An 11,146-nucleotide genomic window follows, 5' to 3' on the forward strand; every position below is an offset into this window, starting at 1 on the left:
GCAGGCATCGCTCGATGTCGCGACCGGCAAGGACGGCGTGATCGAAGGCAGCCGCGTCAAGCGCTTCATCGATCTGTCGACCGTCGGCTCGCAGATGGCGGCGAAAATTCAGGGGCTGCTCGCCAGGCGCGGCGTCGTGCAGTTGGACAGTCCCGTCTCCGGCGGGGTCGGCGGCGCGGAGAACGGCACGCTCGCGGTGATGGTCTCGGGCCCGCGTGCCGAGTTCGAAACCGTGAAGCCTGCGCCCGCGGTGATCGGCAAGCTGTTCTTCATCGGCGAAAAGCCGGGCGCCGCGCAGACCATGAAGCTCGCCAACAACTTCCTGTCGGCGACCGCGATGGTCGCGACCTCGGAAGCGGTGGTGATGGGCGTCAAGTCCGGGCTCGATCCGAAGGTAGTGATCGACGTGGTCAATTTCGGCTCGGGCATGAACACCGCGAGCCGCGACAAGTTTCCGCGCTCGGTTCTGCCACGCTCGTTCGATTTCGGCTTTGCCACCGGCTTGATGGTGAAGGACGTCCGGCTCGCGCTCGAGGAAATGAAGTGCCTTGGGCTCAGGATGGAGGTCGCAGAAGCAGTCGGCCGGCTATGGGAGACTGTCATCGCCCAGATGGGCCCGGAGTCGGACTTCACGGCCGCGATCCAGCCGATCGAGAAGGCGGCGGGCGTCGTGGTCGGCGGCAGCGGAAAGGGCGGCGGCGCGACGGGGAAGTGAACCGTCGTTGCGAGCGAACGGGATCGCGCAACGCGCTGCCTCATCGAGCCGCCTGACAACGCGGCTCAGCGTTCGACCGTCACAACCACGGCGCCGGCCTATCCATCGCGATCAGCGCCTCGACGTCGAGGCGCGGGCGCACCACGGCATACTGGTTCTCCTTGACCAGCACTTCCGGCACCAGCGGCCGCGTATTGTAGGTGCCGGACTGCACGGCGCCATAGGCGCCGGCCGTCATGATCGCGAGCAGATCACCGGGCTTCGGCTCACTCAGCTTGCGGTCGAGCGCGAGATAGTCACCGCTCTCGCAGACCGGACCGACCACGTCGGCCGTGACGATGCGGGCGCGCTTGTCCTGCACCACCGGCAGAATGTCGTGATGCGCCTCGTACAGCGTCGGCCGGATCAGGTCGTTCATCGCCGCGTCGATCACGACGAAATTCTTGGCCTCGCCATGCTTCACATAGATCACCCGGGCGACCAGAATGCCGGCATTGCCGACGATCATCCGCCCCGGCTCGAACATCAGCGTGCAGCCGAGATTGTGGGCGACGCGCTTGACCATGGCGGCATAGGCGTCGGGCGCGGGCGGCGCCTCGCGGTCCCTGTAATAGGGAATGCCGAGCCCGCCGCCGAAATCGACATGCGAGATGGTGTGGCCGTCGGCGCGCAGCGTCTGCACGAATTCGGCGAGGATGCGGTACGCCTCCTCCATGCGGCCGAGGTCGGTGATCTGGCTGCCGATGTGAACGTCGGTGCCGGTCACCTCGATGCCCGGCAGCCTGGCCGCACGGGCATAGACCTCGCGCGCCCGCGACAGCGGGATGCCGAACTTGTTCTCGGACTTGCCGGTGGAGATCTTGGCATGTGTGCCGGCGTCGACGTCCGGGTTCACCCGCACCGAGATCCGCGCAAGTCGGCCGGTCTCCTTGGCCAGCCGTGAGAGCAGCTCGAGCTCCGGCTCGGATTCCACGTTGATGCAGAGGATGTCGGCGGCGAGCGCGGCCCGCAGCTCGGCCTCGGTCTTGCCGACGCCGGAGAACAGGATCTTCCGCGGCGGGATGCCGGCGGCAAGCGCCCGCTGCAACTCGCCGCCCGACACCACGTCGGCGCCGGCGCCGAGCTTCGCCAGCGTGCGCAGCACCGACTGGTTGGAATTGGCCTTCATGGCGTAGCAGACGAGAATCTTCTCGCCGGCGAACGCCTCCGCGAAGACGCGGTAGTGTCGCTCCAGCGTCGCGGTCGAATAGCAATAGAACGGCGTGCCGACGGCCCGCGCAATGTCGGCGAGGTTGACCGCCTCGGCGTGCAGCACGCCGTCGCGATAGTCGAAATGGTTCATGGGACTCGCCTGACCTTCGCGTTCGCGGGCGCAATTGCGGAAAAATTCCGGCGAATGTCAAGATCGGCGAGGGCGAGCCAAGCCGGCGGCGCGCCGAATCAGCCCCGACGCGAGCTGCTTCCCGTCTCAATCGTGAGGCCCGGGTCCGAGCAGCGGATCAAGCAGGAACGACTTCTTCTGGCCCCTGGCGGCCTGGGGCGGCGCGTCCGCGGTATAGTTCGAGCCGAACAGGGTGGTTCCCTTGCTCGCCGCATCTGACTGCGTCTCGGTCGTCGCCGGCGCCGCCGAAGCGGTCGGTGCCGAGGCGGTGGGCGGCAGGTCCAGCGGGCCCTTGCGCCCGCACGCACCGAGCACGAGTGACGCCGCGCTCAGCAGAATGATGGCCCATCCCGAAGCCGTCGGGCGGAAGTTACGATTCACGACAGGATCCCCAATGCGGGCCGCACCATACAAACATTGCCCTGCTCTGGCGAGGGTCCGTGGACCATGAAATTGCAGCGAAATTTGCTTGCCAGCCCTACTTTCGCTCGCTTTCCAGCCGTTTTGCCCAGGCCTGTGCCTGAGAAGCCACGTTGTCCGGCGCGGTGCCGCCGAAGCTGGTCCGGCTTTGCACCGAGGCTTCCACCGACAGTACGCGCAGCGCCTCAGCGGTGATCCGCGGCTCGATCTCCTGCATGGCCTGGAGTGACAGTTGGTGCAGGGCGACGCCGTCCTTCGCCGCCCGGGCGACGATTCGTCCGGTGACATGGTGAGCATCGCGGAACGGCATGTTCAGCGTCCGCACCAGCCAGTCGGCGAGATCGGTCGCCGTGGCATAGCCGTCGCCGGCGGCCAGCTTCATCCGCGCTTCATCCGGCACCAGATCCTCGACCATGCCGGTCATGGCGCGGATCGCGAGCGACAGCGCGGCAAAGGCCTCGATTGCGCCTTCCTTGTCCTCCTGCATGTCCTTCTGGTAGGCGAGCGGCAGCCCCTTCATCACGATCAGGAGCGCGGTGAGCGCGCCGATCACCCGGCCGGTCTTGGCGCGCACCAGCTCGGCCGCGTCAGGGTTGCGCTTCTGCGGCATGATCGAGGAGCCGGTGGTGAACTTGTCGCTCAGCCGAACCAGGCCGACCAGCGGCGAGGTCCAGACCACGATCTCCTCGGCAAAACGCGACAGGTGAACGGCCGTGATCGCGGCGGCCGAGAGCGTCTCCAGCACGAAGTCGCGGTCGGACACGGCATCGAGCGAATTGGCCATCGGCCGTTCGAATCCGAGCGCCTCGGCGGTGGCCTCGCGGTCGATCGGAAACGAGGTGCCGGCCAGTGCCGCGGCGCCGAGCGGGGATTCGTTCAGCCGCCTGCGCGCATCGGCAAAGCGGCCGCGGTCGCGCGCGGCCATCTCGACATAGGCGAGCAGATGATGCCCGAAGGTCACCGGCTGCGCCGTCTGTAGATGCGTGAAGCCCGGCATCACGGTGCCGGCATGCTCGATGGCGCGCTTGACCAGGGCGCGTTGGAAGGCAGCCAGCGCGGCGTCGAATTCGTCGATAGCGTCGCGGACGTAGAGCCGGAAATCGGTCGCGACCTGGTCATTGCGCGAGCGCGCGGTGTGCAGCCTTCCCGCGGCGGGACCGATCAGCTCCGCCAGCCGGCTCTCGACATTCATGTGAATGTCCTCAAGCGACCGCTTGAAGTCGAAAGTGCCCTTGCGGATCTCGGACAGCACGGTGTCCAGGCCCTGGCCGATGCCGTTCGCGTCCTCCGCGCTGATGATGCCCTGCGCCGCCAGCATCGCCGCATGGGCCTTCGAGGCGGCGATGTCCTGGGCGTAGAGGTGCCGGTCGACGTCGATGGAGGCGTTGATTTCCTCCATGATCGCATCGGGACGCTCGGAAAACCGTCCGCCCCACATCTGGTTGCTCATGATCCCTTGCCCGATGATCCTCGTTCACATCCGCGCGCGGACCGGCCCTGGCCGTTTGCCGGCTCGCGCCGGCCGTAATATAGGCCTCTGCATAGCCGTATCTGAGCCAGCATGACAAACGATATGCCCGAACACCCCAAACCTGTCCCCATGGCGGCGCGCCGGATTCCGATCGCGGTCCTCGCGGTGCTGATTGGCGGCGCTATCGGCTATGCCGGGATTTTCGGGGTCGGCGGCCTGAAGCGGGCCTCCGGCGATCCCGCCTGCCGCCCGGCTGTGGAAACCGCCCGCAAGATCGCGCCGCTCGCCCATGGCGAGGTCGCGGCGCTCACCATGGCCTCGAGCCCGCTGCGCCTGCCCGATCTGGCCTTCCAGGATGCCGACGGCCAGCCGAAGAAGCTGTCCGACTGGCGCGGCAAGACAGTATTATTGAACCTCTGGGCGACTTGGTGCGTGCCCTGCCGCAAGGAGATGCCGGCGCTCGAGGGCCTGCAGGAGAAGCTGGAGGGACCGAACTTCGAGGTGGTGGCGGTCAACATCGACACACGCGACGCTGAAAAAGTGAAGAATTTCCTGAAAGAGGGAAAGCTCGACCGGCTCGGCTACTTCAACGACCAGGACGCCAAGGTCTTTCAGGATCTCAAGGCGATCGGCAGGGCGCTGGGCATGCCCACGTCCGTGCTCATCGACAACCAGGGTTGCGAGATCGCGACGATTGCAGGCCCCGCGCAGTGGGACAGCGATGACGCGGTCAAGCTGATCACCGCCGCGATCAAGCCGGCGGCAGCCGCATTTTAGCGGAAAGAGCTGATATCAGACCGAAATATCGAGGCCGGTGCCGATGCCGGCTGCCACATTGGCCAGCGAACTGGCGCCCTGGTCGGCTGCGCCGAGCAGCGTCTGAACGTTGGCGGCCTGCGAATCCAGGTTCGATTTCAACAGGCTGTCGGCCACCTTCGTCTGGATGGCCCCTGCCTGCGCCGCCAGCATGGCGCCCACCAAGCTCATGTCCATACGCAACACCTCGACTTCCGGCGGTACCTTACGCCGGAGGTATTAACGAGCGGTAGAGATCGGCAGAATTGACCGCGTCCAGGTGACAAGGGTAGTCGGACGCACGGTTCGCCCCGGCGGACCATGGCGAAGGGCCGGCCGCGGGCGGCTTGCAGCCGTCATTCGAGGTCGATCGACTCGTACTTTCCGTCCGGCTCGAGCTGCGTTCCCCAGACCTTGTGCGAGGCCTGGTGCTCGCCGCGGCCAAAGCTGAGCGGCGTTCCGAGACCGAGGTCCAGATTGTGCGTGTTCTCGAGCACGTCCACGAGCTTCTCGGTGTCGAATTGCGGACCACATCGTTTGAGAGCGTCGATCAGGATGTTGGCCGCGATGCAGCCCTCGAAGGAAATGTTGATCCATGGATCAAACATGTCTTTTTCTGCGAGTATTCATTTCTGGGCGTCCTCCGCCGGAGTTTTTTTTTGCCACTGCATGAATTGCTGCAGCAGCTTATTGGATTGATCGCGATCGGCCGGCGCGGTCGGCTCTCCCGACCGCGCAAGCAGGGATCGAAATTCGGTAATCGCAGGTTTGGCCGCCTCGTCGCTCGACCGCTGATCCTGCGATCGCACGGACGGGGCCGCGGAATATTGTTGAACCTTCGCCGCCGGGAATGATGCGGTGTCGGCTTGCCGGAAACCCGGCATCATGATCGCAACCAATAGAGCAACGACGGCCGAGAATCCGACCGCCGCAACGAGGCGAGCGACCGAGCCGAACAGCATCGGCGACCCCTCGTATTCACGCGCCAGTGCCGAAAGCTCGGCCAAGGCCTGCGCGTCGAGCGGGCGCCGCAGCGCTTCACGAAATAGGAAATGCGAAGCCGGAACCATTGCCCGCTGGAACAAGCCGGCCGCCGGCACGAGATTGCCTTGGGACCGAAGCTCGGCCCCGCCGGCGTCAGATGGCAATTTCGCCGGGCTTTCGCGAGTCCGGCGCGGTGCGTATTGAATTGGATCCTGCGGGCTCCTCTGCTCCGGCCTGCCGTCGACACTCATCAACTTCCTTCCTGTGAGTCCTCTGATATTCGATCGCCGCGGGACTTGCTCCGATCAAACGGGCGTCAAGATTCACAAAGAAGAAAGCTCCCGGAACGGGAGATGCCGACCAATGACCTTTCGCAATGAAAACGACAAACTGTCGGGGCGCATGAATCGCGCATCAAGCGAGACCGCATCGCGTCACACCTGATATCAACACAAAGCGGTTTCGCCATTGAGACCGTTACTCTACTCACTCCCGGCAAACAGCGCCCTTGCCAGCCACATGAGAAGCGCTGCCGCCCGGCACCGGACAGTCTTTCGCTTCCGCCGCCGAGCCTCGCTCAAGCCACGATATCACTAAGTTCGAATCAGGGCAGAACCGCCAGGTTCTGCAAATTATTAGCGAGCACGGCTGAATGCCGTCGGTATGATGTTGATGCTGAGGCGGCAGTCGACCGACTTGCCGCACCCGCGAAGTGTTCATGCATCGGCGCGAGCCGAACTAGCGCGTCGGGATCGGCTTGGGTCCGCGATAGTCGTAGAAGCCGCGCTGCGTCTTGCGTCCGAGCCAGCCGGCCTCGACATATTTCACGAGTAGCGGGCACGGACGGTATTTGGAATCGGCGAGCCCCTCATGCAGCACCTGCATGATCGACAGGCAGGTATCCAGGCCGATGAAATCGGCGAGCTCCAACGGGCCCATCGGATGGTGAGCCCCGAGCTTCATGGCCGCATCGATGGCCTCCACGTTGCCGACGCCTTCATAGAGCGTGTAGATCGCCTCGTTGATCATCGGCAGCAGGATGCGATTGACGATGAAGGCGGGGAAATCCTCCGACACCGCGACCTGCTTGCCGAGCCGGCCGACGAACTCCTTGGCCGCCTCGAAGGTCGAATCGTCGGTGGCGATGCCGCGGATCAGCTCGACCAGCTCCATCAGCGGCACCGGGTTCATGAAATGAATGCCGATGAAGCGCTCCGGCCGGTCGGTGGTTGCCGCCAGCCGCGTAATCGAGATCGAGGAGGTATTGGAGGCGATCACCGCGTCGGCCTTCAGCACGACGCAGAGGTCGTGGAAGATCTTGCGCTTGACCTCCTCCTTCTCCACCGCGCTCTCGATCACCAGATCGCAGTCCGCCAATCCATCGATGCTGTCGGTCGGCACGATCCGGCCGAGTGCCTGGTTGCGGACCTCCTCGGTGATGACCTTTTTGGCGACCTGACGCGAGAGGTTGCCATTGATGGTCGCAAGCGCGGACTTCAGTCGATCGGCCGAGAGGTCGTTGAGCGCCACGTCGAAACCGGCCAGCGCCGCGACATGCGCGATGCCGTTGCCCATCTGGCCCGAGCCGATCACACCGACCTTCTTGATCATCGCCATCGTGTCATCCAACAGCGCGCGGCGCGCGCCTGCCCATTCCTTGCAACAACAACGCCGGCCGGCGATCTCGCCGGCCGGCGTTTCGATATCATTTGCCGAGCTTGCCGAGTTGCTCGGTCAGCTCGGGGACGGCCTGGTAGAGGTCGGCCACCAGGCCATAATCGGCGACCTGGAAGATCGGCGCATCCTCGTCCTTGTTGATCGCGACGATCACCTTGGAGTCCTTCATGCCGGCCAGATGCTGGATCGCACCGGAAATGCCGACCGCGACATAGAGTTCCGGAGCCACCACCTTGCCGGTCTGTCCGACCTGCCAGTCGTTCGGCGCATAGCCGGCGTCGACGGCGGCACGCGAGGCGCCGACGCCCGCACCCAGCTTGTCCGCCAGCGGCTCGATATATTTGGCGAAATTCTCCCGGCTTTGCATGGCGCGGCCGCCGGAGACGATGATCTTGGCCGAGGTCAGCTCGGGGCGGTCGCTCTTCGCCACCTCCTCGCCAACGAAACTGGAGAGGCCCGGATCGGCCGCTGCGGTGGCGCTCTCGACCGGCGCGCTGCCGCCCGTGCCGGTGGCCGCGAATGTCGAGGTTCGGACCGTGATGACCTTCTTGGCATCCTTGGACTTCACGGTCTGGATCGCGTTGCCGGCATAGATCGGCCGCTCGAACGTATCGGGCGCGACCACCTTGATGATCTCGGACACCTGCATCACGTCGAGCAGCGCGGCGACGCGCGGCATCACGTTCTTGAAGCGCGAGGTCGCAGGCGCCACGAAGGCGTCATAGCCCCCCGCCAGCGACACGATCAGCGCGGCCAGTGGCTCGGCGAGATCGTGCGCGTAGGCCGGACCTTCGGCCAGCAGCACCTTCTTGACACCCTCGAGCTTGGCGGCAGCTTCCGCAGCCGCCTTGGTACCCTCGCCACCGCCGGCGACGAGGACATGCACGTCGCCGCCGAGCTGGGCCGCGGCAGTCAGCGCCTTGTTGGTGACGTCCTTGAGGGTTTCGTGCTCATGCTCGGCAAGCAACAGCGTGGTCATCTCAGAGAACCCCCGCTTCGTTCTTCAGCTTCGAGACGAGTTCGGCGACGTCCTTGACCTTGACGCCGCCCTTGCGGCCCGGCGGCTCCGATGTCCTGAGGATTTCCAGATGCGGGGTGAGATCGACGCCGGTATCGGCGGCGGTCTTCTCGGCGATCGGCTTCTTCTTGGCTTTCATGATGTTCGGCAGCGAGGCGTAGCGCGGCTCGTTCAGCCGCAGATCGGTAGTTACGATCGCGGGCCCCATGAGTTTCACCGTCTGGAGGCCGCCATCGACCTCGCGCGTGACCTTGAAATCGGCGCCGTCGACCTCGACCTTGGAGGCGAAGGTCGCCTGCGACCAGCCGAGCAGAGCAGCCAGCATCTGGCCGGTTTGGTTGGAATCGTCGTCGATCGCCTGCTTGCCCAGAATGATCAGGCCCGGCTGCTCCTCCTCGGCGACCTTCTTCAGGATCTTGGCCACCGCCAGCGGTTCGACATTGCCGTCGGCCTTCACCAGGATGCCGCGGTCGGCACCCATCGCGAGCCCGGTGCGGATGGTCTCGGAGGCCTGCGCGGGGCCGATGGATACCACCACGACCTCGGTTGCCTTGCCGGCCTCCTTCAGCCGCAGGGCCTCCTCGACGGCGATTTCGTCGAACGGATTCATCGACATCTTGACGTTGGCAAGCTCGACGCCGGAGCCATCGCTCTTGACGCGGACCTTCACGTTGTAGTCGACCACCCGTTTCACCGGCACCAGAACCTTCATCGATCCTCTTTCAGCGCGAATTCAGGGGTTGATAGGCTTTGCGTGGAACCTAAAGCGCTCGCCCACCCCGGTCAACGCGCGAGGGGCAAAAATCACCCCCAGGCCCGGCCATCCTTAACGGCTCTGGCCGGGGACCCAGAGCACGTCCCCGGCGCCGTTCTGGTTGGCCGCACGGCTCGCAACAAAGAGGAAATCCGACAGGCGGTTGACGTACTGGATTGCGGCTTCGTTGACCGGCTCGTCGGGCTTGCCGGCGAGTTCCACCATCGCCCGCTCCGCCCGGCGGCAAATGGTGCGCGCCAGATGCAGATGGGCGGCGGCCGGCGTCCCGCCCGGCAGCACGAACGAGGTCAGCGGCGCGAGGTCGGCATTCAGGCCGTCGATGTCGCGCTCCAGCCGCTGGACCTGGCTCGCGAGCATCCGCAGGCGCTCGGCCTTGCCCTCGCGCTGGGGCACCGCGAGATCGGCGCCGAGATCGAACAGGTCGTTCTGGATCAGCGCCAGCATCGAGTCCACCGCGGGCAGATCGTTCAGGTGCAACCGCGCCACGCCGATCGCGGCATTGGTCTCGTCCACGGTTCCATAGGCCGCGATGCGCAAGTCGTATTTGGGGCGGCGCTCCCCATTGCCGAGAGCCGTCGTGCCGTCGTCACCGGTGCGGGTATAGATTCGATTGAGCACGACCATGCCGGACTCCGGTTGTTACCGACCCATGACCCACAGCGCGAACATCGTGATGATGATGGCGACGAATTGCAGCAGCACGCGCAGACGCATCAGCCGCTGCGACAGGTTCGGCGAGCCGCCCCGCATCATGTTGAAGAGGCCGAGCAGCAGCACCAGCGCGACCGCGCCGACGGCGATGGGAAGAATGATCTTGCTTAAAATGGCAGCCATCGTCGCTACATAACACTGTGCAAAGCCGTCCGCCAACCGGAAGCGGCGCGAACGGCCTCGCCACGATCTGGTATGGTGCGTCGCCGGATCGAAGCCCGGGGCACCGTCGCCGCTGAGAGTGAATTGTGAAGCCTGTTCGCTACGTCTTCCACGTCACCATGGACGCTTTCTACACGTTCCTTGCCGACGACGGCTGGGCCATCGCCAGCCACATCGCGCTGTCGACCCTGATGGCAATGTTTCCGTTCGTGATCGTGCTGACGTCGCTGGCCGGCTTTTTCGGCTCCAAGGATCTCGCCGACCAGGCGACGGCGCTGATGTTCCAGACCTGGCCGCAGCAGGTGGCCGATACGGTCTCGGGACAGATCCACGACGTCCTGACCACGACCAGCACCAATGCGCTGACCATCGGCGCCGCACTTTCGCTGTATTTCGCCTCGAACGGCGTCGAGGCGCTCCGGGTCGCGCTCAACCGCGCCTACGCGGTGGTCGAGCCGCGTCGCTGGTACTGGCTGCGCCTGGAATCGATCGGCTACACCCTGGTGGCGGCCTTTTCCGCGCTCGCCATGGCATTTCTGATCGTGCTCGGTCCGCTGATCCTGGAAGCGGCACGGCATTACATTCCCCTGATCGTCGAGTCGAACGAGCAGATTCTCCATCTGGCCCGCTACGGCATCACTATCGCGGCACTGATCGCCGCCCTTTTCATCCTGCATGCCTGGCTTCCGGCCGGGCGCCGGAGCTTCCTGCAAATCTTGCCGGGCATCGTCTTCACCTTCGTGGCCTCGCTGGTGTCGGGTATCGTATTCGGCGAATATCTGGCGCGGTTCGCCAACCGCTATGTCACGATGTATGCGGGGCTGGCCTCGGTCATCATCGCGCTGGTGTTCCTCTATTTCATCGCGGCGATCTTCGTGTTCGGCGGCGAACTGAATGCGGCGATCATCAAGTCGCGGCTGCCGCGCGGCGTGTCGCTTCAAGCAGCGCAGTCGCTAAAGCCCGCGGAGACACAGGCTTGAGCAGGAAGGCGTCGGCCCCGGCTTCGCGCGAGGCCGCCTCGTCGTCGCCGCTGCCGG

The 11,146-nt window shown here is 65.0% G+C and carries 13 protein-coding genes and 1 pseudogene; 3 read left to right on the forward strand and 11 right to left on the reverse strand.

Annotated features, from left to right (window positions below; translation table 11 throughout):
• A partial coding sequence (locus JOY90_RS07130; RefSeq protein WP_291690442.1) for an NAD(P)-dependent oxidoreductase occupies nucleotides 1–715 on the forward strand: 715 nt, incomplete at its 5' end.
• Between the two features lie 79 nt (nucleotides 716–794).
• Here JOY90_RS07130 and lysA read toward each other — a convergent pair.
• The 3 genes from lysA to argH form a co-directional block, all read right to left on the reverse strand.
• On the reverse strand, nucleotides 795–2,057 hold the full coding sequence (gene lysA, locus JOY90_RS07135) for a diaminopimelate decarboxylase (protein WP_291690443.1): 1,263 nt from the start codon (nucleotides 2,055–2,057) through the stop codon (nucleotides 795–797).
• A gap of 126 nt (nucleotides 2,058–2,183) precedes the next feature.
• Nucleotides 2,184–2,477, reverse strand: coding sequence for a lipoprotein (locus JOY90_RS07140; protein WP_291690444.1), 294 nt, complete (start codon nucleotides 2,475–2,477; stop codon nucleotides 2,184–2,186).
• A 97-nt stretch (nucleotides 2,478–2,574) separates the two neighbouring features.
• On the reverse strand, nucleotides 2,575–3,966 hold the full coding sequence (argH, locus tag JOY90_RS07145; protein ID WP_291690445.1) for an argininosuccinate lyase: 1,392 nt from the start codon (nucleotides 3,964–3,966) through the stop codon (nucleotides 2,575–2,577).
• Nucleotides 3,967–4,077: 111 nt separating this feature from the next.
• Between argH and JOY90_RS07150 the strand changes: the two genes are divergently transcribed.
• Nucleotides 4,078–4,764 (forward strand): TlpA disulfide reductase family protein, encoded by a 687-nt coding sequence (locus JOY90_RS07150; RefSeq protein WP_291690446.1) that lies wholly within the window; start codon nucleotides 4,078–4,080, stop codon nucleotides 4,762–4,764.
• 15 nt (nucleotides 4,765–4,779) lie between these two features.
• Here the strand turns inward: JOY90_RS07150 and JOY90_RS07155 are convergent, their stop codons facing one another.
• The 8 genes and pseudogenes from JOY90_RS07155 to JOY90_RS07190 all read right to left on the reverse strand — a co-directional run bounded on the left by JOY90_RS07155 (nucleotide 4,780) and on the right by JOY90_RS07190 (nucleotide 10,070).
• Nucleotides 4,780–4,980, reverse strand: a complete 201-nt coding sequence (locus JOY90_RS07155) for a hypothetical protein (protein ID WP_291690454.1) — start codon at nucleotides 4,978–4,980, stop codon at nucleotides 4,780–4,782.
• 158 nt (nucleotides 4,981–5,138) lie between these two features.
• Nucleotides 5,139–5,369 (reverse strand): annotated as a pseudogene (locus tag JOY90_RS07160) (ABC transporter substrate-binding protein); the annotation flags it as partial.
• Between the two features lie 39 nt (nucleotides 5,370–5,408).
• Nucleotides 5,409–6,017, reverse strand: a complete 609-nt coding sequence (locus JOY90_RS07165; RefSeq protein WP_291690447.1) for a hypothetical protein — start codon at nucleotides 6,015–6,017, stop codon at nucleotides 5,409–5,411.
• 487 nt (nucleotides 6,018–6,504) lie between these two features.
• A complete protein-coding gene (locus tag JOY90_RS07170) occupies nucleotides 6,505–7,383 on the reverse strand; it encodes a 3-hydroxybutyryl-CoA dehydrogenase (protein WP_291690448.1) in 879 nt (292 codons plus the stop codon).
• Between the two features lie 88 nt (nucleotides 7,384–7,471).
• Complete coding sequence (locus tag JOY90_RS07175) at nucleotides 7,472–8,422, reverse strand: FAD-binding protein (RefSeq protein ID WP_291690449.1); 951 nt, start codon at nucleotides 8,420–8,422, stop codon at nucleotides 7,472–7,474.
• A 1-nt stretch (nucleotide 8,423) separates the two neighbouring features.
• On the reverse strand, nucleotides 8,424–9,173 hold the full coding sequence (locus JOY90_RS07180; protein WP_291690450.1) for an electron transfer flavoprotein subunit beta/FixA family protein: 750 nt from the start codon (nucleotides 9,171–9,173) through the stop codon (nucleotides 8,424–8,426).
• Nucleotides 9,174–9,287: 114 nt separating this feature from the next.
• Nucleotides 9,288–9,860 (reverse strand): cob(I)yrinic acid a,c-diamide adenosyltransferase, encoded by a 573-nt coding sequence (locus tag JOY90_RS07185; RefSeq protein WP_291690451.1) that lies wholly within the window; start codon nucleotides 9,858–9,860, stop codon nucleotides 9,288–9,290.
• Between the two features lie 15 nt (nucleotides 9,861–9,875).
• Nucleotides 9,876–10,070 (reverse strand): twin transmembrane helix small protein, encoded by a 195-nt coding sequence (locus tag JOY90_RS07190; protein WP_291690452.1) that lies wholly within the window; start codon nucleotides 10,068–10,070, stop codon nucleotides 9,876–9,878.
• Between the two features lie 125 nt (nucleotides 10,071–10,195).
• On the opposite strand from JOY90_RS07190, the gene JOY90_RS07195 reads away from it, so the two are divergent.
• Nucleotides 10,196–11,089, forward strand: a complete 894-nt coding sequence (locus tag JOY90_RS07195; RefSeq protein ID WP_291690453.1) for a YihY/virulence factor BrkB family protein — start codon at nucleotides 10,196–10,198, stop codon at nucleotides 11,087–11,089.
• Nucleotides 11,090–11,146 lie beyond the last annotated feature (57 nt).

Origin of the sequence: Bradyrhizobium sp. (assembly GCF_019242285.1) — a bacterium.
In the GTDB taxonomy this organism is placed as follows: Bacteria; Pseudomonadota; Alphaproteobacteria; order Rhizobiales; family Xanthobacteraceae; genus Bradyrhizobium.

Coding starts and splice junctions, on each gene's coding strand:
- lysA (WP_291690443.1), bottom strand. CDS start 2,057: ATGAACCATTTCGACTATCGCGACGGCGTGCTGCACGCCGAGGCGGTC.
- argH (WP_291690445.1), bottom strand. CDS start 3,966: ATGAGCAACCAGATGTGGGGCGGACGGTTTTCCGAGCGTCCCGATGCG.
- JOY90_RS07150 (WP_291690446.1), top strand. CDS start 4,078: ATGACAAACGATATGCCCGAACACCCCAAACCTGTCCCCATGGCGGCG.
- JOY90_RS07155 (WP_291690454.1), bottom strand. CDS start 4,980: ATGGACATGAGCTTGGTGGGCGCCATGCTGGCGGCGCAGGCAGGGGCC.
- JOY90_RS07165 (WP_291690447.1), bottom strand. CDS start 6,017: ATGAGTGTCGACGGCAGGCCGGAGCAGAGGAGCCCGCAGGATCCAATT.
- JOY90_RS07170 (WP_291690448.1), bottom strand. CDS start 7,383: ATGGCGATGATCAAGAAGGTCGGTGTGATCGGCTCGGGCCAGATGGGC.
- JOY90_RS07175 (WP_291690449.1), bottom strand. CDS start 8,422: ATGACCACGCTGTTGCTTGCCGAGCATGAGCACGAAACCCTCAAGGAC.
- JOY90_RS07180 (WP_291690450.1), bottom strand. CDS start 9,173: ATGAAGGTTCTGGTGCCGGTGAAACGGGTGGTCGACTACAACGTGAAG.
- JOY90_RS07185 (WP_291690451.1), bottom strand. CDS start 9,860: ATGGTCGTGCTCAATCGAATCTATACCCGCACCGGTGACGACGGCACG.
- JOY90_RS07190 (WP_291690452.1), bottom strand. CDS start 10,070: ATGGCTGCCATTTTAAGCAAGATCATTCTTCCCATCGCCGTCGGCGCG.